The organism is Nonomuraea sp. bgisy101 (assembly GCF_057708945.1).
The window spans coordinates 69,847-91,747 of sequence record NZ_JBYITD010000033.1 but is presented as its reverse complement, the minus strand read 5'-3'; the positions used below and the strand labels follow the sequence as shown (position 1 = coordinate 91,747).

The 21,901-nt window shown below is 70.8% G+C and carries 20 protein-coding genes; 13 read left to right on the top strand and 7 right to left on the bottom strand.

What is annotated here, in order from left to right; all coding sequences use genetic code 11:
* Positions 1-117 precede the first annotated feature (117 nt).
* Together nth and AC3EO4_RS43505 are read left to right on the top strand one after the other, a co-directional pair.
* The gene (gene nth / locus AC3EO4_RS43510) at positions 118-837 is read left to right on the top strand and encodes an endonuclease III (RefSeq protein ID WP_379578126.1); all 720 of its coding nucleotides are present in this window, start codon (positions 118-120) and stop codon (positions 835-837) included.
* 197 nt (positions 838-1,034) lie between these two features.
* Complete coding sequence (locus AC3EO4_RS43505) at positions 1,035-1,682, top strand: NUDIX hydrolase (RefSeq protein WP_379578124.1); 648 nt, start codon at positions 1,035-1,037, stop codon at positions 1,680-1,682.
* Here the strand turns inward: AC3EO4_RS43505 and AC3EO4_RS43500 are convergent.
* Positions 1,644-2,156 (bottom strand): HEAT repeat domain-containing protein, encoded by a 513-nt coding sequence (locus AC3EO4_RS43500; RefSeq protein WP_379578123.1) that lies wholly within the window; start codon positions 2,154-2,156, stop codon positions 1,644-1,646. The genes AC3EO4_RS43505 and AC3EO4_RS43500 overlap by 39 nt on opposite strands.
* An 82-nt stretch (positions 2,157-2,238) precedes the next feature.
* Between AC3EO4_RS43500 and AC3EO4_RS43495 the strand changes: the two genes are divergently transcribed.
* The gene (locus tag AC3EO4_RS43495) at positions 2,239-3,432 is read left to right on the top strand and encodes a MarP family serine protease (protein WP_379578121.1); all 1,194 of its coding nucleotides are present in this window, start codon (positions 2,239-2,241) and stop codon (positions 3,430-3,432) included.
* Here the strand turns inward: AC3EO4_RS43495 and AC3EO4_RS43490 are convergent.
* The 5 genes from AC3EO4_RS43490 to acs all read right to left on the bottom strand — a co-directional run bounded on the left by AC3EO4_RS43490 (position 3,429) and on the right by acs (position 8,757).
* Positions 3,429-3,866 (bottom strand): DUF309 domain-containing protein, encoded by a 438-nt coding sequence (locus AC3EO4_RS43490; RefSeq protein WP_379578119.1) that lies wholly within the window; start codon positions 3,864-3,866, stop codon positions 3,429-3,431. The two genes, AC3EO4_RS43495 and AC3EO4_RS43490, sit on opposite strands and share 4 nt — an antisense overlap.
* Entirely contained in the window at positions 3,863-4,780 is a 918-nt protein-coding gene (locus tag AC3EO4_RS43485) for an alpha/beta fold hydrolase (protein WP_431901561.1), read from the bottom strand. The genes AC3EO4_RS43490 and AC3EO4_RS43485 overlap by 4 nt, the downstream gene beginning before the upstream one ends.
* Positions 4,773-5,183 (bottom strand): phage holin family protein, encoded by a 411-nt coding sequence (locus AC3EO4_RS43480; RefSeq protein ID WP_379578115.1) that lies wholly within the window; start codon positions 5,181-5,183, stop codon positions 4,773-4,775. The genes AC3EO4_RS43485 and AC3EO4_RS43480 overlap by 8 nt, the downstream gene beginning before the upstream one ends.
* Positions 5,184-5,214: 31 nt before the next feature.
* Complete coding sequence (nhaA, locus tag AC3EO4_RS43475; RefSeq protein ID WP_379578113.1) at positions 5,215-6,441, bottom strand: Na+/H+ antiporter NhaA; 1,227 nt, start codon at positions 6,439-6,441, stop codon at positions 5,215-5,217.
* A gap of 327 nt (positions 6,442-6,768) precedes the next feature.
* A complete protein-coding gene (gene acs, locus AC3EO4_RS43470; protein ID WP_379578111.1) occupies positions 6,769-8,757 on the bottom strand; it encodes an acetate--CoA ligase in 1,989 nt (662 codons plus the stop codon).
* A 200-nt stretch (positions 8,758-8,957) separates the two neighbouring features.
* On the opposite strand from acs, the gene AC3EO4_RS43465 reads away from it, so the two are divergent.
* From AC3EO4_RS43465 to AC3EO4_RS43430, 8 genes are all read left to right on the top strand, one after another.
* Positions 8,958-9,743 carry a Fic family protein gene (locus AC3EO4_RS43465; RefSeq protein ID WP_379578109.1) on the top strand — a complete coding sequence of 262 codons (786 nt, stop codon included), beginning with the start codon at positions 8,958-8,960 and terminating at the stop codon, positions 9,741-9,743.
* A 718-nt stretch (positions 9,744-10,461) separates the two neighbouring features.
* The gene (gene ssd, locus AC3EO4_RS43460) at positions 10,462-11,502 is read left to right on the top strand and encodes a septum site-determining protein Ssd (RefSeq protein WP_431901556.1); all 1,041 of its coding nucleotides are present in this window, start codon (positions 10,462-10,464) and stop codon (positions 11,500-11,502) included.
* On the top strand, positions 11,499-12,668 hold the full coding sequence (locus tag AC3EO4_RS43455; RefSeq protein ID WP_431901554.1) for a TadA family conjugal transfer-associated ATPase: 1,170 nt from the start codon (positions 11,499-11,501) through the stop codon (positions 12,666-12,668). The genes ssd and AC3EO4_RS43455 overlap by 4 nt, the downstream gene beginning before the upstream one ends.
* A gap of 421 nt (positions 12,669-13,089) precedes the next feature.
* Positions 13,090-13,668, top strand: a complete 579-nt coding sequence (locus AC3EO4_RS43450) for a hypothetical protein (RefSeq protein WP_431901552.1) — start codon at positions 13,090-13,092, stop codon at positions 13,666-13,668.
* 460 nt (positions 13,669-14,128) lie between these two features.
* Positions 14,129-14,740 carry a type II secretion system F family protein gene (locus tag AC3EO4_RS43445; RefSeq protein WP_431901549.1) on the top strand — a complete coding sequence of 204 codons (612 nt, stop codon included), beginning with the start codon at positions 14,129-14,131 and terminating at the stop codon, positions 14,738-14,740.
* Positions 14,741-15,045: 305 nt separating this feature from the next.
* On the top strand, positions 15,046-15,294 hold the full coding sequence (locus tag AC3EO4_RS43440; protein WP_379578099.1) for a DUF4244 domain-containing protein: 249 nt from the start codon (positions 15,046-15,048) through the stop codon (positions 15,292-15,294).
* 831 nt (positions 15,295-16,125) lie between these two features.
* The gene (locus AC3EO4_RS43435) at positions 16,126-16,461 is read left to right on the top strand and encodes a TadE family type IV pilus minor pilin (protein WP_379578097.1); all 336 of its coding nucleotides are present in this window, start codon (positions 16,126-16,128) and stop codon (positions 16,459-16,461) included.
* A gap of 50 nt (positions 16,462-16,511) precedes the next feature.
* Positions 16,512-17,072, top strand: a complete 561-nt coding sequence (locus tag AC3EO4_RS43430) for an Rv3654c family TadE-like protein (RefSeq protein WP_431901545.1) — start codon at positions 16,512-16,514, stop codon at positions 17,070-17,072.
* A 585-nt stretch (positions 17,073-17,657) separates the two neighbouring features.
* Here the strand turns inward: AC3EO4_RS43430 and AC3EO4_RS43425 are convergent.
* Positions 17,658-18,341, bottom strand: a complete 684-nt coding sequence (locus AC3EO4_RS43425) for a GAP family protein (protein ID WP_379578093.1) — start codon at positions 18,339-18,341, stop codon at positions 17,658-17,660.
* 553 nt (positions 18,342-18,894) lie between these two features.
* Here AC3EO4_RS43425 and AC3EO4_RS43420 point away from each other — a divergent pair.
* Both AC3EO4_RS43420 and AC3EO4_RS43415 read left to right on the top strand, forming a co-directional pair.
* A complete protein-coding gene (locus tag AC3EO4_RS43420; protein WP_431901542.1) occupies positions 18,895-19,608 on the top strand; it encodes a hypothetical protein in 714 nt (237 codons plus the stop codon).
* Between the two features lie 285 nt (positions 19,609-19,893).
* The gene (locus AC3EO4_RS43415; protein WP_431901540.1) at positions 19,894-21,483 is read left to right on the top strand and encodes a fibronectin type III domain-containing protein; all 1,590 of its coding nucleotides are present in this window, start codon (positions 19,894-19,896) and stop codon (positions 21,481-21,483) included.
* The last annotated feature ends 418 nt before the right edge of the window (positions 21,484-21,901 follow it).

The window sequence follows — 21,901 nt, the reverse complement described above, 5'->3', positions numbered from 1 at the left end:
GATGCCACCTGCTGGTCGCCACGAAGTACCCAGGACGGAGTTTACGGACTGAACACTCCAAAGCGTTACTCAATGGATCGTTGCCCGGCATGAATCGGCTGGCCATACGCTTGCGGGATGGCGACGAACCGTAAGTGGGGGTCGGAGACCCAGCTGGGGCGGGTACGGCGGGCGCGGCGGATGAACAGGATCCTCGCCGAGACCTACCCTGACGCCCATTGCGAGCTCGACTTCACCAACCCGCTCGAGCTGCTCGTCGCCACGATCCTGTCGGCCCAGTGCACGGACAAGCGGGTCAACATGGTCACTCCCACCCTGTTCGCGAAATATCCCACCGTCGAGGACTATGCGGCCGCGGACCCCGCCGAGATGGAAGGGATCATCAAGTCCACCGGGTTCTTCAGGGCCAAGACCAACAGCATCATCGGGATGGCCCAGGCCGTGTGCGCCGAGCACGGCGGCGTGGTGCCCGGACGGCTCGCGGACCTGGTCAAGCTGCCGGGAGTGGGGCGCAAGACGGCGAACGTGGTCCTCGGGAACGCCTTCGGAGTCCCGGGTCTGACCGTGGACACGCACTTCCAGCGGCTGGTGCGGCGCTTCGGGTGGACCGAGGAGACGGACCCGGTGAAGATCGAGCACGTGGTGGGGGAGCTGATCCCCAAACGGGAGTGGACCGTGTTCTCGCATCGGGTGATCTGGCACGGGCGGCGCATCTGCCACGCCCGCAAGCCGGCGTGCGGGGTGTGCCCACTGGCCGCTCTCTGCCCGTCGTACGGCACCGGGCCCACGGACCCCGAGCAGGCCGCCAAGCTGGTCCGCTCGGGCCCCTTCTCGTAGCCCGTCAGACCCCTTGAACAGACCCCTCGGACCCCTGTGAAAAGCTCCGTCAGACCCCTTGAAGAGGTCGAGGCCGGCGGCTCCCGCCGTGCTGACCTGCGAAGATCGGCGTTTCGCCGGAGACCGAGGCGACCGGCTGGAAAGGTGGCCTCGAACGGCAGGGAAGCCCGCGCAGGCGCGACGCGTTGGAGGTATGCGTGACCGACGTCCCCGACTGGTTGGACAGGCTGGCCGCCCGAGCCGTCCACACCCCCGTCCCCCAGGGCCTGCGCCCGCCCGCCAGAGGCGGCCGCCCGGCCGCGGTGCTGATGCTGTTCGGGGAGGGCCCCGACGGCCCCGACCTCCTTCTCATCCAGCGCAGCTCCCGTGGCCGCAGGCACGCAGGCCAGCCCGCCTTCCCCGGCGGCGGCGTCGACCCCGAGGACGACGGGCCCGTGGGCGCCGCGCTCAGGGAGACCGTGGAGGAGACCGGCGTCGACCCCGAGGGCGTGAAGGTGCTGTGCACGCTGCCCGAGCTGTTCGTCTGGCACAGCGACAACAGGGTCACCCCGGTGATCGGCTGGTGGCACACCCCGTGCGCGGTGTACGCCGCGGCTCCCGACGAGGTGGAGTCCGTGGAGCGGGTCCCGCTCGCCGAGCTGGTCGACCCGGCCAACAGGGTCACGATGCGCACGCCGAGCGGGCACGCGGGCCCCGCGTTCAGGGTGCGAGGGATGCTGGTGTGGGGGTTCACCGCGATGGTGCTCGACGCGGTACTGCGCGAGGGCGGCCTGGAGCGGCCGTGGGACTCCGCCCGGGTGGAGGACCTACCGCCCGAGGTCCTCGACCTGGCCGCCCGTGGCTAGCGCGAGCCCGAGCGTCGCCCAGTCGGCCACGTCGTCGTCGCCGTCGCGCGTGAGCCTGCGCAGCGCCGCGAGACCCGCCGCGTCCGGTGGCCGGCCCAGCACGTTCGGCAGCGCGTAGGCCGCGCCGTACCTGACTCTGGCGTCGAGGTGGGCGGCCAGCTCGATCACCGACGGGAGCGAGCGGGGATCCCCGAGATGGCCGAAGGCGATCAGTACGGAGAACAGCACCATGGGGTCGTCCTCGCTGGCGGCGAGGAAGCGCAGCACGGGAAGCGCCCTGTCCTTGAAGCTGACCAGCTGGCCCATGATGTCGACGCCCAGCAGGCGTTCCGCGACGTCGTCGCCCGCGCACAGCCGGCGCGCCTCCGTGAACGTCTCGAGGTCACCGCGCTCCTGCAGCGTGGAGATCACGTGCCAGCGCACCGGTCCGTCAGGATCGGTGTCGTCGAGTGCCGCCTCGATGAGCTCGCGCATCATGGGCAGGGTATTGCCCACGCAGGGCGGGTCCTAGCGGAAGACGTTCACGCTTGACCGTATCGCTGGATACCTTTGAAGCGTGCGCGGTGATCTGCTCGACCTCATACTGATCGGCCTCGTGATCGCCTTCGGCATCTCGGGGTACCGTCAGGGCTTCATCATCGGCGCGATGAGCTTCGTGGGATTCGTGGGCGGAGCCGTGCTCGGCGTCTACATCGCGCCGCCCATCGCCAAGGCCGTGGTCGACGGCGAGACCGAGCAGGCACTGCTCGCGATCGTGATCGTCTTCCTGGCGGCGACGATCGGCCAGTTCGCCTCCTCCACGATCGGGGCGGTGGTGCGCAGCCACGTCACCTGGGAGCCGGCGCGGGTGGCCGACGCCGTGGGCGGCACGTTCGCCAGCGCGCTGTCGGTGCTCGTCATCGCCTGGCTCATCGGATCGCTCGTCGTCTCCACGTCCTTCACCGTGCTCAGCACCCAGGTGAAGGACTCCCTGCTGCTCAGCACCGTCGACGAGGCCGTGCCCGACGCCGCGCGCAACTGGCAGCAGCCGTTCAAGGACTTCATCGACAGGTCCGAGTTCCCTCCCGTCTTCGACGCCATCGCCAACGGGCCGTTCGTCGAGGTGCCGCCGCCCGCGCCGCGCAGCCAGCTGCAGGGGCCCAGGCTGCAGAAGGCGCAGAAGGCGATCGTCAAGGTGCAGGGCACCGCCCCGAGCTGCAGCAAGCGCATCGAGGGCACGGGGTTCGTCTACGCCCCCGACCGCATCATGACCAACGCGCACGTGGTCGCGGGCGTCACCAGAGACCTCAGGGTCACCGACCAGGAAGGCAGGTCGCGCGACGCCGAGGTCGTGGTCTACAACCCCAAGCGCGACATCGCCATCCTCCACGTGCCGAACCTGGGCATCCAGCCGCTCGCCTTCGACAGCTCCGCCGAGAAGGGCGACAACGCGATCGTCGCGGGCTTCCCGAAGGGGCAGGGGTTCACCGCCGAGTCGGCCCGCATCAGGATCAAGCAGATGGCCAAGGGGCCCGACATCTACCGGGCCAGCGAGGTCGAACGCGAGGTCTACGCGATCCGCGGCAAGGTCCTGCCAGGCAACTCGGGCGGCCCGCTGCTGACCGTCGAGGGCAAGGTGTTCGGCGTCATCTTCGCCGCCGCGACCAACCAGGCCGAGACCGGCTACGTGCTGACCGCGGGCGAGGTCAGGCCGGACGCGGTCAAGGGCGAGCACGACACCACGCCCGCCGACACCATGGACTGCGACTAGAGCGCGTCGAGGACGGCGCGGATCGCCGCCGCCGGGTCGCTGCTCTCCTCCAGCGAGAGCGCCAGCCTGGCCACCCCGTCGTACGGCATGCCGTACCGCTGGACGCGGGCCGCGCCGCGGGAGAGCAGCGTGACGGCGCCGCGCCCGTTGCCTCGCTGCAGGTGGGTGAGCCCGACGCAGATCTGCGCGAGGCCCTGCCACAGCTCCCTCTCGTCGTCGGGAGCGCACTTCCAGCGGCCCTCGAAGACCTCGTGGGCGTGGAAGGGACGTCCGTCGGCCAGGAAGGCGCGGGCGTCGGCGAGCGCCTGCTCGGTCGTGGGCGCGTAGTCGTCGGGAACCCGGGGAACGCCCTCCGCGCCGTGGGGGAGCGGCCTGCCGTACTCGTCTCGGGGCCTCGCGTTGCGCGGCCGCCCCTGCGGGTCCCTGTCCCTCATCGGACCGGCTCCGGGTCGGCCAGCCAGGACAGCAGCTCGGCGTCGAACGTCTCGGGCGTCTCCTCGTGCGGGAAGTGCCCGGCCCCCTCCACCACCCGCCACCGGTACGGCGCGGCGACGTAGCGGCCGGAGCCGTTCGCGGTGCGCGGCAGGACGCAGGTGTCGAGCGCGCCGTGCAGCTGCAGGGTGGGCGCCTCGACCTCGGTGCGCATGGCGCGGGCGTAACGCATGCCGTCCGGGCGCAGCTGGGAACGGCCGAACCAGCGGTGGTACTCCAGCGCGCAGTGGGCGACGGCCGGGATGCCGAACGCCTCGCGGTAGACGCGCGCGGTGTCGGCGTCGGGCCAGCCCGGCCGCGACCAGTCGTCGAGCAGCCGGCCCACCAGCTCGCCCTCGCGGCGGGTCAGCCGCCGCTCCGGCAGGAAGGGCAGCTGGAAGCCGAAGGCGTAGCCGCTGACCTTGAGCTGGCCGAACGGGTCGGTCCGCAGGGCGCTGCGCAGCCGGACCGGATGCGGAGCGGACACGGCGACCAGGCGATGCACGGACTTGGGGTCGGTCACCGCCATCGTCCAGGCCAGCAGGCCGCCCCAGTCGTGGCCGACCACGATCGCGCCCGTCTCGCCGAGCGCCCGGATCAGGCCCGTGGCGTCACCGGCCAGCGTCGGCAGGTCGTAGCCGCGCGGAGGCTTGTCACTGCCGCCGTAGCCGCGCAGGTCGACGGCGACGGCGCGGTAGCCGGCGCGCGCCAGGCTCGTCAACTGGTGCCGCCACGTCCACCAGAATTGCGGGAAACCGTGCAGCAGCAGCACGAGCGGCCCCTCGCCCGCCTCCACGATGTGGAAGCGGGTGCCGCCCGCGTGCACCGCCCGGTGCGTCCACGGCCCTTCCAACTGGACGTAACTCTCGTCAGGCATCAGGTTTCACCATCTCGCCCTCCGGCGTGGCGATCTCCTTCAGGCCCTTCAGCGATCGGGTGGTCCGCCTCATCCCGGCGAGGCCCTTCAGCCTGCGGACGCCGACGAGCACCAGCACGCCGGCCACCAGCAGGTAGAACACCGTGACGATGGTGAAGGCCAGCCACGTCGGCAACCCGACCTCCACGAGCACGTACGCGATCGCGAAGGAGGCCAGGATCAGGCACAGGTGCGCCATGAAGGCGGCAGCCGCGAACAGCCCGGCGGCCGTGCCGACCCGCTTGGCGTCGAACCTGAGCTCGGCCTTGGCGAGCTCGATCTCCGAGCGGACCAGGGTCGAGATGTGATCGCTCGCCTGAGCGACCAGCGCGCCCAGGGATTCTTCCTCGGAAGTCTGCGGCATGAACGTCTCCTATCGGGGCCAGGTGCCCGTGTCAAACATCATCCAGTCCATTGCGACGCCTGCGCACGCGGACGTGGAGAAGCACAGCCGCCAGCACCGATGCCACGAGGCTGGCGGCGAGGATCCCCGTCGTCACGGCCGTGGCCCGCGACTGGTCCGCGCCGAACGCGAGGTCGCCGATGAGCAGCGACACCGTGAACCCGATGCCGCCCAGCAACGAGACCGCCGCCATGTCCCGCCATCGCAGCTCCTCCGACAGCCTGGCCATGCCCAGCCGTACCGACAGCCACGAACCGCCGAACACGCCAAGGAACTTACCGATGACCAGTCCGGCCATCACTCCCAGGACTACCCGATCACTGAAGATCATGCTCAGGCTGTTCCCGTCGAGCCGTACACCGGCCGACAGGAACGCGAAAACCGGCACCGCGAACCCCGCGGAGAACGGCCTGACGTAGTGGTCGGCCAGCTCGGCGGGCGAGCTCTCCTCGTCGCCGTCGGCCGTGACCCTGGTCAGCAGGCCGAGCGCGACCCCCGCCACCGTCGCGTGCACGCCGCTGACCTCGACGAAGTACCAGGCCAGTACGGCGAGCGGCAGCAGGATCCAGAGGCTTCTGACGCGTCTGCGCTGCAGCAGGCCGTACGCGGCGAGCAGGGCGGCGCCGACCAGCAGCATGACCACGTCGAGATGGTCGGTGTAGAAGATCGCGATGATCGTGATGGCGCCGAGGTCGTCGACGACGGCACAGGTGAGAAGGAACGCGCGCAACGCGGCGGGCATCGCGCTGGCCGTCACCGCGAGCACCGCGAGGGCGAAGGCGATGTCGGTGGCGGTCGGGATCGCCCACCCCTTGGCGGCGTTCTCCTCGCCCCAGCTCACGGCGAGATAGACGATCGCGGGGACGACCATGCCGGAGATGGCGGCGATGATGGGGAGGGCGGCTTTGCGGAGGTTGGCGAGCTCGCCGTGAACGAACTCCTCCTTCACCTCCAGGCCCGCGACGAAGAAGAAGACCGTCAGCAGGCCGTTCTGTGCCCACTTGTAGAGCTCCATGTCGAGATGGAGGCCTGAGGGGCCGACGGTGGTCGTGCGGAGTGCCTCGTATGAGTCGTACGAGACGTTCGCCCAGACGAGGGCGGCGACGGTGGCGAGCAGCATGATGACGCCGCCGATGGTCTCCGCGCGCAACGCTTCGGCGAGTGTGCGGGCGTAGCGGACGGTCGGTCGGAGCGGCCACACTTCGGCGGCTCGGCGCACGGTCTTCCCCCTTGGTGTTCGGGTGCGAACAGGTCGTGTTCCCCGCCGACCAGACTTCCCGGCACACCTGGGCATGATCCTACCCAGACCCATCACCTTGGCCTTCCACGGGGAAGGCCGGCCCGCCCCTCGACCTCCGGCCCGCTGGTGAGGAAGGCCCGCCCGCCTCTCGAGTCCCGCTCGGCTGGAAGCTCGGTCTCGCCATCAGGGCAGAGCTGCCGGAAACTCGGCCTCGCGGGGCCGGTGGAACAGGAAAGACCCCGGCCCCGCGCCCAGGACGGGCCGGTGACCGGGGTCTCTCAGAGGTCCCCGAGTGAAGGGGCGCGCTCAGTCCTCCGACTTCGCGCTGGGCAGCTTGTCGGAGATCAGGTTCATGACCGTGCTGTCCGCCAGCGTCGTGACGTCCCCGATGCTCCTGTTCTCCGCCACGTCACGCAGCAGGCGCCGCATGATCTTCCCTGACCGCGTCTTCGGCAGCTCGGGCACCACCAGGATCTGCCGCGGCTTGGCGATGGGCCCGAGCGTCTTCGCCACGTGGGCCCGCAGTTCGGCCGCGATGTCGTCGCTCTCCTCCGCGCTTCCGCGCAGGATGACGAACGACACGATCGCCTGTCCCGTGACCGGGTCGGTCGCGCCCACGACCGCCGCCTCCGCGACCTTGGGGTGCGACACCAGTGCCGACTCCACCTCGGTCGTCGAGATGTTGTGCCCCGACACGAGCATGACGTCGTCGACCCGGCCGAGTAGCCACAGGTCGCCGTCCTCGTCCCTCTTCGCGCCGTCGCCGGGGAAGTACATGCCCTCGAACCGCGACCAGTACGTGTCGATGTACCGCTGGTCGTCGCCCCAGATCGTCCGGAGCATCGAGGGCCACGGCTCGCGCACGACGAGGAAGCCGCCGCCGCCGTTCGGGACGCTGTGGCCCTGGTCGTCGACGACGTCCGCGCTGATGCCGGGCAGCGGGCGCATCGCGGCGCCCGGCTTGCCTGCGGTCAGCCCGGGCAGCGGGCTGATCATGATGGCGCCGGTCTCGGTCTGCCACCAGGTGTCGACGACGGGGCAGCGCTCGCCGCCGATGTGCTCGCGGTACCAGACGTACGCCTCGGGGTTGATCGGCTCGCCGACCGAGCCCAGGATGCGCAGGGACGACATGTCGAACTTGGCGGGGATGTCGTCGCCCCACTTCATGAACGTCCGGATCGCCGTGGGCGCGGTGTAGAGAATCGTGATCTTGTACTTCTGGATGATCTCCCAGAAGCGGCCGCGGTGCGGGGTGTCGGGCGTGCCCTCGTACATGACGCTGGTCGCGCCGTTGGCGAGCGGGCCGTACACGATGTAGGAGTGTCCGGTCACCCACCCGATGTCGGCGGTGCACCAGTAGATGTCGGTGTCGGGCTTGAGGTCGAAGACGGCGTGGTGGGTCCACGCGGTCTGCGTCAGGTAGCCGCCCGTGGTGTGCAGGATGCCCTTCGGCTTCCCCGTGGTGCCGCTGGTGTAGAGGATGTACAGCGGGTCCTCGGCGTCGTGCGGCTGCGCCTCGTGCTGGTCGCTCTGCCGCTCGACCAGGTCGTGCCACCAGATGTCGCGCTCCTGCGCGGCGACCTCCTGGCCGGTGCGGCGGACCACGAGGACGTGCTCGACGCCGGGGGTCTGCGCGACGGCCTCGTCGACGGTCGGCTTGAGCGCGGAGGGAGCGCCGCGGCGGTATCCGCCGTCGGCGGTGATGACGAGCTTGGCGTCGGCGTCCTCGATGCGGCTCTGCAACGCGCTGGCGGAGAAGCCGCCGAACACCACCGAGTGGATCGCGCCGACGCGGGCGCACGCCAGCATCGCGACCGGCAGTTCGGGGATCATGGGCATGTAGATCGCCACACGGTCACCCTTGGTCACGCCCAGCTCGGTGAGGGCGTTGGCGGCCTTGTTGACCTCGCGCTGAAGGTCGGCGTACGTGATGGTACGGCTGTCGCCCTCCGGCTCGCCCTCCCAGTAGTAGGCGACCTTGTCGCCGTTGCCCGCCTCGACGTGCCTGTCGACGCAGTTGTAGGCGATGTTGAGCTCGCCGCCGACGAACCACTTGGCGAACGGCGGGTTCCATTCGAGGGTGGAGTCCCATCGTTTGGCCCAGGTCAACCGTTCGGCTGCACTCTCCCAAAACGCCAGCCGGTCCGCCTCGGCCTCCGTGTAGGCGGCGGCGGTGACGTTGGCGGCCGCGGCCAGGTCCGCTGGTGGTGCGAACCGGCGGTTCTCCTGTAGCAGGTTGGACAGCGCCTGAGGCTCGGTGCCAGGGGTCTCCGGGGCCACTTCATGCTCCTTCATATGGCCAGATTGAGTGTTGCTGTCCCACTTCACCAGGCCACCTGGGGGCACCACAAGAGGTCTAGACAGGTCTGTACCGAGAGCTTGCCGCTGACCAGGGCCGCTGACAAGTGCTATTAAACCGTTGTAATCCTGAAATCTGAGAATTACGGAATGGGTCGCGGCGAATTGCTAGCTACTGGCGGGTAAGGTCGGATCCTGTGAGTGACCCATTGGCAGTCATTGCCGACCTTCCCGGAGTTCCCGAAGCCGTTGAAGAGGCGCGCGAGGCCGTCGACCGGTTGTACCGGCACCGCGTTCTGCGCCGCCGCAGCCCCGAGGTGTCGGCCGAGGCGGCGCTGCGCGGCGCGCGGGCGTCGGCCGCGCTGGCGGGCCACGACGTGCCGCTGGACGTGCTGCGCAGGGGAGAGGCGTCCTCGCCCGTCGTGCAGGGCGCGCTGAGGGCGTCGGCGGAGCTGGGAAGGCTGGGCTCCACCTGGAGAAGCGCTCCGCGGCAGGTCCTCGCCAGGCTGCACACGCTGGCCGCCGTCGGCCTGGCCGCGCAGGAGGACCTCGGCCGTCCCCGCCACGGCTCCGGCGACTTCGCGCCCGACCCGCTGGGTCTCGGTCCTGTCCCCGGCGCTGAGGAGACCGCCGTCAGGATGGACGCGCTCGCCTCGCTCGTCGGCAGCCCGTCCAAGGCGCCCGCACTCGTCCTGGCCGCGATCGTGCACGCGGAGCTGGCCGTACTGCGCCCCTTCGGGGTGGCCGACGGCGTGGTCGCGCGCGCGGCCGAGCGGCTGACGCTCGTGGAGTTCGGCCTGGACCCCAAGTCGCTGGTCCCTGCGGAGGTCGGCCACCTGGAACTGCCCTACGCGGAGGGACTTCGCTCCTACCTGTCGGGCACGGCTGAGGGCGTCGCGGCATGGGTACGGCAGGCCGCCGCCGCGGTCACCTGGGGCGTCAAGGAGACCACGGCGATCTGCGAGGCGATGCAGCGCGCATAGCCGAGGGCTGTGAGGGTGGTGGCCTGGTGGTGTGGCGCGCGCGCCGGCGGCTGTGAGGGTGGTGGCCTGGTGGTGCGGCTCGCGCGCCGGCGGCTGTGGGGTGGGTGGTGGGTCGGTGCCCGCATAGCTGACGGCGCCCCATGAAGAGACGCCGTCCGCCGGCGCGTCACACCGGGTTACCAAGCGTGCAACTTTCATTCGTCGGAGCGGGTCAAGCCCGTCTCGACGCGCCTCCCGCGGCTGGTCGCGCGTGGGTACCCGGCAGACGCACCCGGACATGTCGTCCGTGTCACCTTTCTACGTCGAATCGGGGTCGATGGGAACCCCTTGGACCAAGACCTTTACTCGGGTCCATGGATCACGGAGCGTGATCTAGCGGTCTGTAGTCGTTCAACTACGCCCCAAAAAAACTAGCGAAAATTGGAGATTGCTCCTCGACGAAACTCGAGTCGATCGGGCAGCATACGGGGGTATCTCCCGAAACTGGAGCGACTGTGCATGGGATAGCTTTGCAAGTCCCTTGCCATGCTCTGGTTAAGTGTTGAAAGCTTTCTTCTGAAACGGGACCGGCTCTACCCCCCCGGAGCCGGACCGGTCAGGCGACCCCCGCTCTCCCCCCCGGCGGGGGTCGCCGCTTTTTATCCACAGAACCTCGTTCTGTCCCGCGCGCCGACCCGTCCCTCACACATGCTGTGCCTCCGCTCGTCAGGAGGCACCCATGACCCGACCCCTCGTCATCACCGAGGACCGCGACCTGCTCGACGACCTGGTGCGCGTCGCCGCCGCGGCAGGCGCCCAGCTCGACGTCGCCCACGCCCCCGCGCTCGCCCGCCCCTTCTGGGCGCACGCGCCGATCGTGGTGGTCGGCGACGACCTGGCCGACCCGGTCGCAGAGACGGGCCCGCCCCGAAGGTCCAGGGTGTTCCTGGCCACGCGGAAGCCCGGCGAACCCGAAAGCTGGCGCAGATGCGTCGCCGTGGGCGCCCAGGCGGTGGTCGAACTGCCCGAGGGCGAGCTGCGGCTGGTGGAGGAGTTCGCCGACGCGCTCGATCCTTCACCGAGGGCCGGGGTCGTCGTGTGCGTCGTGGGCGGCAGCGGCGGCTCGGGCGCCAGCCTGCTGTCGGCCTGCCTCGCGCTCGCGGCCGCGCGCCGCAAGCTCCGCACGCTGCTCGTCGACGCCGACCCCCTCGGCGGCGGCATCGACGTCCTGCTCGGCCAGGAGGAGGCGCAGGGCGCGCGGTGGGCCGACTTCGTCTCCCGCGAGGGCCGCGTGAGCTCCGCGGCGCTGCGAGCCGCCCTGCCCGCCTTCGGCGACCTGACCGTGCTCGCCTTCCACAGGGGCGAGGTCGCCGCCATCCCCGCCGAGGCGATGCGATCGGTGCTGGAGGCGGGCGGGCGCGGCTTCGACCTCGTGGTCGTCGACCTGCCACGCCACCTCGATCCCGCCTCGGCCGAGGCGCTCAGCAGGGCCTCGGCCACCCTGCTGCTGGTCACGGCCGACGTCAGAGGGGTGCTCGCGGCCGCCCAGGTGCTCGGCGAGGTCAGGCGCCACACCGGAGAGGTGAGCATGGTGCTGCGACCGGGGGTGCTCGAGGAGGCGGTCGTGGCCACCTCACTCGGCCTGCCGTGCGCGGGCCACCTCGCCGACCAGCCGCGCCTGGCGGGCGCGCTCAACAAGGGCGACCTGAGCCTCATCGACGGCCGCTCGGTGCTCGGGCACTTCTGCGCCACCCTCCTGACCGACCTCATGGCCGCATGAACGGCGTCTCCAAAGAACTGGTCGAGGCGGTCAGAGTCCGCCTCGCCCGCGCGGGAGTCGAGCCGAGTGCCGCGCAGGTCGCCGTCGCCCTGCGTGCCGAGAAGTCCGTGTACGGCGACGCCGAGATCCTGGCCGTGGCCCGCGCGCTGTGCGCCGACCTCATCGGCGCCGGGCCGCTGGAGCCGCTGCTGGCCGCGCCGGACGTCACCGACGTGCTGGTCAACGGGCCGCGCGAGGTGTGGATCGACGACGGCCGCGGGCTGCGGCGCACCGCCGTCACCTTCCCCGACGACGGCGCGGTCCGCCGCCTCGCCCAACGACTGGCCGCCGCGGCAGGACGCCGCCTCGACGACGCGTCGCCGCACGTCGACGCCCGTCTCGCGGGAGGTGTTCGCCTCCACGCGATCCTGCCGCCGATCGCCTCCGAGGGCACGTGCGTGTCGCTTCGCCTGCCGCCCCGCCGTACCTTCACGCTCACCGACCTGGTCGCCGCCGGAACCATCCCGCCCGAGGCGGTCGCCGTCCTGACGGCCGTCGTCGAGGCCCGGCTCGCCTTCCTCGTCACAGGCGGCACGGGCACCGGCAAGACCACCCTGCTCAGCGCCCTGCTCTCCCTGGCCGACCCCGGAGAACGCCTGCTCCTCGTCGAGGACTCCGCCGAACTCCGCCCCCTCCACCCCCACGTGGTCCGCCTCGAGACCCGTCCCGCCAATCTGGAGGGAGCCGGTGGCGTCGGCCTGCGCGATCTCGTACGGCAGGCGCTGCGCATGCGACCCGACCGGCTGGTGGTCGGCGAGGTACGCGGCTCCGAGGTCGTGGACCTGTTGGCCGCCCTCAACACCGGCCACGAGGGCGGCTGCGGCACCCTCCACGCGAACACGGCGGCCGACGTGCCGCCCCGTCTGGAGGCGCTGGCCTGCGCGGCGGGGCTCAGCCGGGAGGCGGTGCACAGCCAGCTCGCCGCGGCGCTCGACGTGGTGATCCACCTGTCCAGGCGGCGGTCCGACGGACGGCGGCGGGTCTCGGAGATCTGCCTGCTGTCGCGCAGGACGTCAGGGTTCGTCGAGGCGGATCCTGCCTTGACGTTCGACGAGCAGGGACGTCCACGCATCGGCCCCGCCTACACGGCCTTGACCACCAGAGCCTCCTGCGCCGCCTCCCCCTGACCCCGCCACTTCACGAGCAGTCACCGAACCCCGCCACCGCCTCACCTCTCGGATGTGTCGCGTCTCGGATGTGTCGCGTCTCGGATGTGTCGCGTCTCGGGTGCGTCGTGCCTCGGACGTGTCGCGCCTCGAACGTGTCGCGCCTCGGATGTGTCGCGCCTTAGGGAGCGCGCGCCTCGGAGAGGCCGTCGTGCCTTGGGCGGACCGCGACGGGGAGAGGTCACGTCTTGGACGCGCCGCGTCTCGGAGGGGTCGTGCACTGGACGCGCCGCGTCCCGGATGTATCGCGCACTGGACGCGCCGCGCCTTGGAGAGGTCTCGCCCTTGGACACGTCGCGCTTGGAGAGATCGCGCCTTGGACGCGCCACGCCTCGGACAGCAGGTCGTCGAGCTCGTCGCCCATCGATTCACAGGAGCACCCATGACCGTCATCGCCGCGCTCTGCGGAGCGCTCGCCCTCTGGCTGTGGACCGGACCCACCCACGCCCGCCTCCGCCTCGACCGCCTCTTCGGCGCCCCACCATCACTCCCGTGGTCGTCGTCTCTCTGGGACACGCTGACACGCCCGTCCGCCGCGCGCCGAGCCGAGTCCTGGCACGTCGCCTCGATCGAGCTGTGCCAGGCGCTCTCGGCCGAGCTGGCCGCCGGCCGTACCCCAGGAGAGGCGCTCACCAGGGCCCTGGCCGCCGTCGACCTCCCCGGCCCGCTGGACTCCTTGGCGGCAGCCGCCAGGGACGGCGGCGACGTGGCGGCGGCCCTGCGTGAGGCCGCCCCCGCGCAGGGCGGCGAAGGGCTGCGACGGCTCGCGGCCTGCTGGGAGGTCAGCGTGTCCGTGGGCGCGGGTCTCGCGGTGCTGGTCGATCGGGTCGGCAACTCCCTGCGCGTCGCCCAGTCCCATCGAGCGAGGTGTCCGCCCAGCTCGCGGGCCCCAGAGCCACGGCCAGAATGCTCGCCGCCCTGCCCGCTCTCGGCCTGCTCATGGCCGCAGGCCTCGGCATGAACCCGCTGGGGTTCCTGTTCGGCAGCCTGCCAGGGTTGGGCTGTCTCGTCGTGGGGGTGGCCCTCGACGCCTGCGGCCTGTGGTGGACCCACCGGATGTCGTCCCGAGCGGAGTCCGCATGATCATCGCGATCTGCTGCGCGTTCCTTGCCGTCTGGCTCTGGTTTCCCTCGCGGAGCCCCACGGACCGCCTCCGCGCCCTGCGCCCCACCGTCCCGCCCGACAGCGGGGAGCGGCCCTCGCCCGCCGACTGGTTCCCTCATCCCGTCGTCGTCAGTGGACCGCGTCCCGCCAACGGACCGCTTCCCGTCGGCACCGGCGGCCATCGTCTCGTCGGTACCGATGGCTCTCGTCCCGTCGGCACCGGTGGCCATCGTTCCGTCGGTACCGATGGCTCTCCTCCCGCCGCCGCCGGTGGCTCTCGTCATGTCGGTGCCGGGGGACCTCGTCATGTCGCGGGTATGGGACGAGGCCCGGACCGTCGTGCGGTCATGTCCGGCTGCGGGATCGCCGTCATCGTCGCGCTCCTCCTCGGCGGTCTCTCAGGCGTCATGGCAGGCCTGGTCGTGGGGAGCGCGGCCACCGTACTCGTCCACAGGAAAGCCGCCCATCAGTCACGCGGGGACCGCGAGCGCATCGCCGCCGACCTGCCGTTCGCGACGGACCTGATGGTCGCCTGCCTCCAGGCGGGCCAGCCCGTCAGCGCCGCCACCGAGATCGCCGCAGCGGCCGTCGGCGGCCCTCTAGGACAGCGCCTCGCCTGGGTGAGCGGTCAGCTCCGCCTCGGCGCCGACCCCGAACCTGCCTGGATGGTTCTCGCGCGGGAGCCCTCCATGGGTCCGCTCGCCCGCGCCATGTCCCGTGCGGCCCAGAGCGGCGCGCCCATCGCCGACGTGCTCACCCGCCTCGCGGACGACGCCCGCCAAGCCTCTCGTACGGCCTCCCTCGCTGCTGCCCGCAAGGTCGGCGTGCAGGCCGTCGCCCCCTTGGGCCTGTGCTTCCTTCCCGCCTTCGTCCTGCTGGGCATCATCCCCGTCGTCGCAGGTCTCGCCACCGGCGTCCTCATCCCTTGAAGCGCCGAGGATCCGTTGTCCCTGAAGCGCCGAGAGACCACGGTGTCCCTTGAAGCGCCGAGACCACGGTTGCAGGACCGAGACCACGTTCTCCCTTGAAGGACCGAGACCACGTTCTCTCCTGAAGGATCGAGACCACGTTTTCCACAACCTCTCTGAAGTGCGAGAACGCGTTGTCCACAACCCCTCCGCCCGTCCCCCGCTCATCCACAGAACCGCGCTCGGCTCCTCCTCACCTCCCGCCGCCCAGCGAACCTGGACCCCGAGCGCCGGACACCGCCCGGCCCCACCCCTGGGAGGCAACGATGCGACACCCCCGCACCATCACCCCGATCACCCTGCGCGTCCGTGCCACCGTCCACAGGCTGTGGACCACCCGGACCGCCCAGGCCGCCCGCCTCGGCCTCGACCGGGGCATGTCGACCGCCGAGTACGCCGTCGGCACCATCGCCGCATGCGGCTTCGCGGCCCTGCTCTTCAAGGTCGTAACCAGCACCGAAGTCCAGGAGATGCTCACCACCTTGGTCAACCGCGCACTCAACACCGCCGGCTGAACCTCGCAGACCCTCACCTGACACGTTCCGACCTCACGCCTGCCACCTCGGGGGCCACGGCCCGTACCCGGCCCCCGAGACCCCCTCCCCATCCACCGCGGAGCCCCCGATGCCTCGCTTCCCGGCCAATGGCCACGCCAGCCACGATCGATCCCCAGGCCCCGTCCCCTCGCCCAACCCGGCCACCCCATGACCAACGACCCAAGCCTTCGGCCGCTGCACCCTCCCTCCGATCCGCCAGGTCGGCCGGCGACGGTTCGCCTCGACCCGCCAGGTCGGCGGCACCCTCCCTCCGATCCGCCGGGTCGGCCGGCGACGGTTCGCCTCGACCCGCCAGGTCGGCCGACGACCGTTCGCTTTGACCTGTCAGGTCGGTTGACGGTCACGTGCCTCGTTCCAGCCGGTCGGCTGGCGGCTGTTCGACTCGGTCCGCCGGGTCGGCCGGTGGCTGTTCGCTTTGGCCCGTCGGGTCGGTCGACGGCCACGTGCCTCGTTCCAGCCGGTCGGCCGGTGACCGCTCGGCTCGACCCGCCGGATCGGTCGATGAGCATGCGCCTCGCTGCGCTCGGTCGGTTGATGGCCGCTCGCCTCGTCTCCTACCGCAGGCCGATGACCATGCGTCTCGTCTTCCACGGTTGGCTCACATCACACGGTTGGTTCACGCGCGCTCGCCCCGCTTCTCTCGTTCGGCTAACGAGGCCGGCCTCGGATGGGCGCGACCGGCCCTCGGACGACCGGCTTTCGGACGGCGACCGACCTTCGGACAAGGGCCACACTCAGCTGGACAGCACCTCCCGGCCACCCCTACCGGCGTGCCGATCGAGGGGCTCCGTGACTGCGGAGACCGCCGCCGTGCTCCCGGCCCTCATGGTCGTCCTCGCCGCGGCCCTGTGGGCGGTCACCGTGGTCAACACCCACCTGCGCTGCGTCGACGCCGCACGCACGGGCGCCCGAGCAGCCGCCCGCGGAGAACCCCTCGCCCAGGTACGCGAACGAACCAAGGCCATCGCTCCCCGCGGTGCCCGGGTGGACATCACGAGAGGGGCCGACGTCACCCGCGTCGACATCACCACCCAGGCTCGACCGCCCTGGGCCTCCGCCCTTCCTCCCGTGGAAGTCAGAGCCTCGGCCACCACGGCCACGGAACCCGGCGCCGCCCAACCCTGACCCTGCCGACGCCCGCCAACCGCCGTACCCTCACCAGCTCAGGAGTCGCCATGAAAGGCCCCCAGCCACCCGTCGCCAGCACTGCGGAAGCCAGACGAAGGACGTCATGCGACGCTCGTCGGACAACCGTGCGATGTGACCTCGAACGGCCGCCCACGCCGCGCGATCCACGGCGTCCACTGTCGAAAGGTCTTCAACGGCCAGTCGCACCGCGTGGTGGCCAGAAAGTCGCTGTGTCACGTGAGAGAGGCTCGGCGACGTTGTGGTGTGTGGCCCTGTCGGCCGTGCTGTTCACGGTCGCGATGGCCTTCGCGTTGGTCGGAATGGTCAGAGTCGCCCACCATCGCGCCCAGAGCGCTGCGGACCTGAGCGCCTTGGCGGCTGCCAGATGGGCGCTCGCGTCCCCGGAGAAGGCCTGCGCGCAGGCGTCCCGCCTGGCGGCCCGGAACGGCGCCGAGCTGGTTCGGTGTGCGCTTACAGAGGCCACGGTCGACGTGACGGTCTCCGTCGGCCTCTCCCTCCCCGGCGTCGGCGAACGCACCGTTCATGCCCGCGCTCGCGCCGGTCCGGCCATCGCCACCCCGGGTCTCCCGACGTCCTCAAGTCCGTGAATCGACCCGTCCACACTGTCGAGTCCACGGCTGTTGCACCGAGGCCGCGACCATGGCCGAGCCGACCCTGCCTCGTGTGGGATGGAGCCAACCGCAGGGCGGACTGGGATGTCAGCGGCCGGGTCGGGACGCCACAGCTGGGCGGGCCGGATTCTGACGGTCGATCCAGGACGTCAGCGCCCGCGTGAGCCGGCTGTTGGTCGGTGTCGGAGTCTGGATGGGCCGGGCGCTGGAGGGCGGGGCGGATTCCGATGGTCGGTCCAGGACGTCAGCGGTCGGGTGAGCCGGCTGTCGGGTGGTCGGTGTCGGAGTCTGGGCGGGCCGGGCGCTGGAGGGCGGGGCGGATTCCGATGGTCGGTCCAGGACGTCAGCGGTCGGGTGAGCCGGCTGTCGCGTGGTCGGTGTCGGAGTCTGGGCGGGGCGGACGCTGGAGGGCCGGCCGGGATTCAGCGGCGGTGCGCGCTACATGCTGGCGGGGTGGCTGGAATCAGTCGCGGGGCGAATCGGGATGTCAGGAAGCGGGGTGGGCCGGGATGTCAGGAAGCCGGGTGGGCCGGGATCTCAGGGAGAAGGCGGTTGCGGAACTCAGCGGAAGAACAGGTACACCGCGGCATCGCGAGCCAGGAGGAAGCCGACGATGGCGAGCGCCCAACTGACGGCCGATGCCGAGTGCTTGGCCATCCAGGCGCGTAACCGCTCAAGCTTGGGCTCCAGCCAGCCTCGTGCGACGCCACGAAGCCCGATGAGCACCAGAGGCGGCAAGATCATGATGAGGACATATGCCACGAGCAACGGCACCCACTGCGTCGCGGTCAGCTTCGACGTCGTCATGATCCCGATGGCGGCGAGGTACGGCACCATGGTCGCCACCTCGAGCAGCCCCGCGGTGAGGCCCAACGTCACCATCGCCCGGGGCCCGCCCACGCGTGGTTCGAAGCGGTGCTCGGGCTTGCCGAGCTTCTTGCGCCGTTTGGGGTCGAACCGGAAGCTCAGCGCGAACAGGCCGACGCCGAGGGCGAGCTGGACCATGTAGGCGCCACGGCTGTGCAGCACGTCACCGAAGCTCTCCAGCAGCGTGGACAGGCCCAGCATGAGCGCTACGCCGACCAGGAAGTAGAAGATCGCGACCGTGGCGAGATAGATCATCAGGCGCGAGACCTGCGACCGTTGCGAGGACAGCAGCAGGAAGACGGGGATCCCCAGAGTGCCGAAGCTCGTGCTGTCGACGATCGCCAGTGCGGCGAGGGTCAGCAACAGGGCGATTGTCATGATTCGATTCTTCCGGCCGGCAGCTCGGATCACCTCCTCCCGCGGACCCAGCGCGGCATACATCTTTGTGCTCACCCGGGCGCCCGTGCCGAAGGGGCCGTGGATTCAGAACGCCGGGCTACCGGAGGGTTGAAGGGCACGGCGTGGCGGAAATGCGGATGCGGTGCCGATGCGTGGCTCAGCAGGATGGCGGGGTGGGATCAAGCACAGGGATCGGTGGTGGCGGGAGGGGCGGCCACCGCGCAGGGTGGGTGGGTCGGCGCGTTCGGCAGGACGGCGGGTGCCGCTGTGCAGGGTGGGTCGGAAGGATGGCGAGCTGGGGCGGTCACCGCGCAGGGTGGGTGGGTCGGCGCGTTCGGTAGGACGGCGGGTGCCGCTGTGCATGGTGGGTCGGAAGGATGGCGGGGTGGGATGGGCCACTGGCGCAGGGTGGGTCGGCCGCCGCGATCGACAGGAGGCTGGCATGGTGCTCGTTCTACCGCCCCGTTCGGTCCTCGATGGCTTCGGGCTAGGGGGCGATCCTGTCCCGCTTCCGGGGGGTGAAGGGCGGAGCGTGCGGGTCGGGGATGCCGTCCTCAAGCCTGTGGACGACCGTGAGGAGGCCGAGTGGTCCGCGAATGTTCTCGCGCGGCTGGCCGGGGACGGGTTCAGGGTGCCGCGTCCGCTCGCCTCCCCCTCAGGAGATCACGTGGTCGATGGCTGGTCGGCCGCCGAGTTCCTGTGCGGGCGAGCCGGTCCGATAGGCCGATGGCCCGAGTTGCTCGCGGCGGGCAGAGCCCTGCACGAGGCGCTGCGCGGGACGCCCAGGCCGGCGTTCCTCGATCGGCGTTCGCATCCGTGGGCCGTGGCCGATCGGGTGGCGTGGGAGGAGGTGACGGTTGAGCCGCTCGCCGTACTGAGAGAGCCGTTGGCGAGGTTGGCGGCGATGAGGCGGCCGGTTGACGCGCCACATCAGATCATTCACGGGGATTTAGCCGGCAACGTGCTTTTCGCTGACGGGTCAGATCCCGCGGTCATCGATTTCTCGCCATATTGGCGACCCGCCGCGTACGGCGAGGCCATCGCGGTGGCCGACGGGTTGTTGTGGTGGGAGGCGGGGCCGGAGCTGATCGGCTTGGCCGACGGAGGCGACGACTTCCGCCAGTTGCTGGTACGGGCCCTCATCTTCCGGCTGTTCGCGCTGGACGGGTTGTGCAAGGAATCCGGGAGGGAGGTACCTGAGCGCGAGGTCGAGGGGTTCGTCTCCGCGACGGACGGCCTCGGCTGACGTTATGGGATGGAAGGGGCTTGAGAGGGCAATGTCGCAATCGAATCACGACTTCTTAGACGACGTGTCCAAGAGCGGGAATTCTCACATAAGGTCGCGCTTACTTCGGTCCATGCCGTCTGGTGTCGAGGTCTGTAATCTCGCGGACCTTTGTCGCTAGGCTGCACGACACCGTCGAGGCTGACGGTTGCGGATTCGAGGAACTGGCACTTCCGGTCGCCGTTTGGTCGCTCGTCGGGGGCGAGGGGTCGGGCGGTGCGAGGCTCTCGATGAAGGGGAAGCGTCGTGACGGCAGTTCGCAGGCTGATGGCCGCAGGCGTGGTGATGCCGATCGTGATCGGCGTCGCGGTGTTCGGCGTGGCGACGCCGGCGCAGGCGCGAGCGGATATCGACATGCCGTCACGGGTGACGACGAACGCGCCGGTCACCATTCAGGGCACCGTCGACCTGGCCTTCGACGCCGTCCTGTACGTCGACGGCACCGAGGTCGCCAAGGGCAACCAGCGCGTCACCTACACGTGGAACCCCGCCGAGCACGCCAACGGCAGCTTTCAGATCCGGCTGGTCCAGAAGGGCAAGCTGCTCGGCGGCAAGTGGGACGAGAACACCTCGACGTTACGGCAGGCGATCCCCGCGGAGCCCCCGTCGGGCGTGGCCGCCGCGCTGTCCGGCGATGACAAGATCGTCGTGACGTGGAGCAAGGGGTCCGAGCCCGACCTCCAGTCCTACGAGATCTCCACCAGCCAGTCGGGCTCGGTGGGCAAGGTGTCGGCCGACAGCGCGTGTTCGGGCGGCTCGTGCAAGGCGACGCTCGCCGTACCGGGCAAGGCCGCAGGCCAGCAGGTGGGCTTCACGGTCAAGGCCTTCAGGAGCGACGGCGAAGGCGGGATGCTCGGCTCGGCCAACTCGAGCGCGGCGTACGTGACGATCCCCGCGCCGGCGCCGCCCGCGCAGCCGAAGGCGGCGCAGACCAAGCAGGCACAGAGCGACCAGCAGGCCAAGAACACGCGGAAGAGCGTGGCGTCGTTGCCGTCGATCCCGCCGAAGAAGCGGGTGACGCCGACGGTCAAACCGCAGCAGACCGTCCCGAAGAGCGTGAGCAAGATGCCGGCGTTGCCCGCCACGGAGACGGACAAGAAGGGCGAGTACCGGCTCCCCACCGCCAAGCCCAAGACGTCCGACGACGAGACCCTGGTGCCGGCCGGCGAGGACGAGGCGGCGAAGAAGCCCGAGGCGGAGGCCGTCGACACCAGTGTCAGGGCACAGTCGTCGCAGTCGCCGATCGGGAACATCGGACAGTACGGCATCTATGTGGCGGGCGGGCTTCTCCTCCTGCTGCTGGCCGCGCACGGCGGCGCGTGGGCTCGCAGGCGGGCGCTCGCTTCCGCCGGTGGCGGGCCCGCCACCGCGCCCGCGCCGCCGACGGCCGACACGTCGCAGCCCGGCGACAGCATCCCGCCCACCGCGACCGCGCCGCGCCGTCCCGCCGTCGTGCTGGCGGTGGCCAAGACCCGCAAGCCGCAGCCGCACGTTCCCGAGCAGCCGGGACCTGAGAGTGCGGGGCTGCGCCTGCCGCTGTACATGAGCGCGGAGGAGGCCAAGACGTCCGAGCCCGCGGTACGGCCCGAGCCGATCAGGCTCGCGCTGCCCAGTTCGGCGGTGACGACCGTGGCGCCCGAGCCCGAGATCCCTCCGGTACTGCCGGCGGCGGTGCGGATCGAGGACCGCTGGGACGACTACCTGCCGCCGGCGCCTCGCTCGATGGAGGACAGCGGGTTCTGGGAGCGTCCGCAGCCTGGCGCGGGCGACTTCTGGGCGGCGGACGATGACGAGGCCGCGTACATCGGACGCCGGCACCTGGGCGGCGAGAGCTGACTTCCTTCCGGTTCGGGCCGCCGTCCGGTTAGCCCGCCTTCCGGGTTAGGCTCGCCTCCGGTTAGCCCGCCTTCCGGGTTCGGCCCGCCTTCCGGTTCAGCCTGCCTTCCGGTTCGGCCCGCTTTCCGGGTTCGGCCCGCCTCCGGTTAGCCCGCCTTCCGGTTCAGCCTGCCTTCCGGTTCGGCCCGCTTTCCGGGTTCGGCCCGCCTCCGGTTAGCCCGCCTACTGGTTCGGCCCGCCTTCCGGTTCGGCCCGCTTTCCGGGTTCGGCCCGCCTCCGGTTAGCCCGCCTACTGGTTCGGCCCGCCTTCCGGTACGGCCCGCGTCCCCAGAGTGGGACGCGGGCCGTACCGCGTTGAGGGGGTGCGCGGTGGGCGGAACGGCGTTGGGAGGAGACCTGGGCCGGCTGGGATGGTCAG

Coding starts and splice junctions, on each gene's coding strand:
- AC3EO4_RS43490 (WP_379578119.1), bottom strand. CDS start 3,866: ATGAGGGACAGGGACCCGCAGGGGCGGCCGCGCAACGCGAGGCCCCGA.
- AC3EO4_RS43445 (WP_431901549.1), top strand. CDS start 14,129: ATGGGACGAGGCCCGGACCGTCGTGCGGTCATGTCCGGCTGCGGGATC.
- AC3EO4_RS43455 (WP_431901554.1), top strand. CDS start 11,499: ATGAACGGCGTCTCCAAAGAACTGGTCGAGGCGGTCAGAGTCCGCCTC.
- AC3EO4_RS43480 (WP_379578115.1), bottom strand. CDS start 5,183: ATGCCGCAGACTTCCGAGGAAGAATCCCTGGGCGCGCTGGTCGCTCAG.
- AC3EO4_RS43500 (WP_379578123.1), bottom strand. CDS start 2,156: ATGCGCGAGCTCATCGAGGCGGCACTCGACGACACCGATCCTGACGGA.
- nth (WP_379578126.1), top strand. CDS start 118: ATGGCGACGAACCGTAAGTGGGGGTCGGAGACCCAGCTGGGGCGGGTA.
- AC3EO4_RS43440 (WP_379578099.1), top strand. CDS start 15,046: ATGCGACACCCCCGCACCATCACCCCGATCACCCTGCGCGTCCGTGCC.
- AC3EO4_RS43430 (WP_431901545.1), top strand. CDS start 16,512: ATGAAAGGCCCCCAGCCACCCGTCGCCAGCACTGCGGAAGCCAGACGA.
- AC3EO4_RS43425 (WP_379578093.1), bottom strand. CDS start 18,341: ATGACAATCGCCCTGTTGCTGACCCTCGCCGCACTGGCGATCGTCGAC.
- AC3EO4_RS43485 (WP_431901561.1), bottom strand. CDS start 4,780: ATGCCTGACGAGAGTTACGTCCAGTTGGAAGGGCCGTGGACGCACCGG.
- acs (WP_379578111.1), bottom strand. CDS start 8,757: ATGAAGGAGCATGAAGTGGCCCCGGAGACCCCTGGCACCGAGCCTCAG.
- AC3EO4_RS43450 (WP_431901552.1), top strand. CDS start 13,090: ATGACCGTCATCGCCGCGCTCTGCGGAGCGCTCGCCCTCTGGCTGTGG.
- ssd (WP_431901556.1), top strand. CDS start 10,462: ATGACCCGACCCCTCGTCATCACCGAGGACCGCGACCTGCTCGACGAC.